General features: G+C 37.5%; 1 protein-coding gene. It reads right to left on the bottom strand.

Annotated elements, in window-relative coordinates; genetic code table 11:
• Positions 1-309: GNAT family N-acetyltransferase (locus tag ACSG5Z_RS30335; protein ID WP_435712794.1), on the bottom strand; the 309-nt coding region annotated here is incomplete at both ends.

Below are 309 nucleotides of genomic sequence, written 5' to 3'. Positions count from 1 at the left end.
ATATTGCCCGTTATGTTTTAATGAACGCTCTTGTACGCCGTAAGTTTGGAAGCCTAATGACTCATATAATTTTTTTGCAGCATCGTTACCACCTACAACATCGAGCATAAGTTGTTCTACATGTAGTTTATCGGCATTTTCAATAATTGCTTTAATTAGAGCTCGTCCTGCTCCAAGGCCACGCGGTTTTGGGTAAACAAAAACGGAACCGATTTTTGCTTTATGTTCTTGTTTAATGAAAGGCGTTGTTTCTAAAGTAGAAATGCCGATTAAATCGTTAACTTTGAAGACCCCTAGAGTATACTTATC

This window comes from Bacillus pretiosus (assembly GCF_051294775.1).
Lineage (GTDB): Bacteria > Bacillota > Bacilli > Bacillales > Bacillaceae_G > Bacillus_A > Bacillus_A wiedmannii.
Note: the sequence above shows the minus strand (reverse complement) of the source record. Positions and strands in the feature narration are given on the sequence as shown.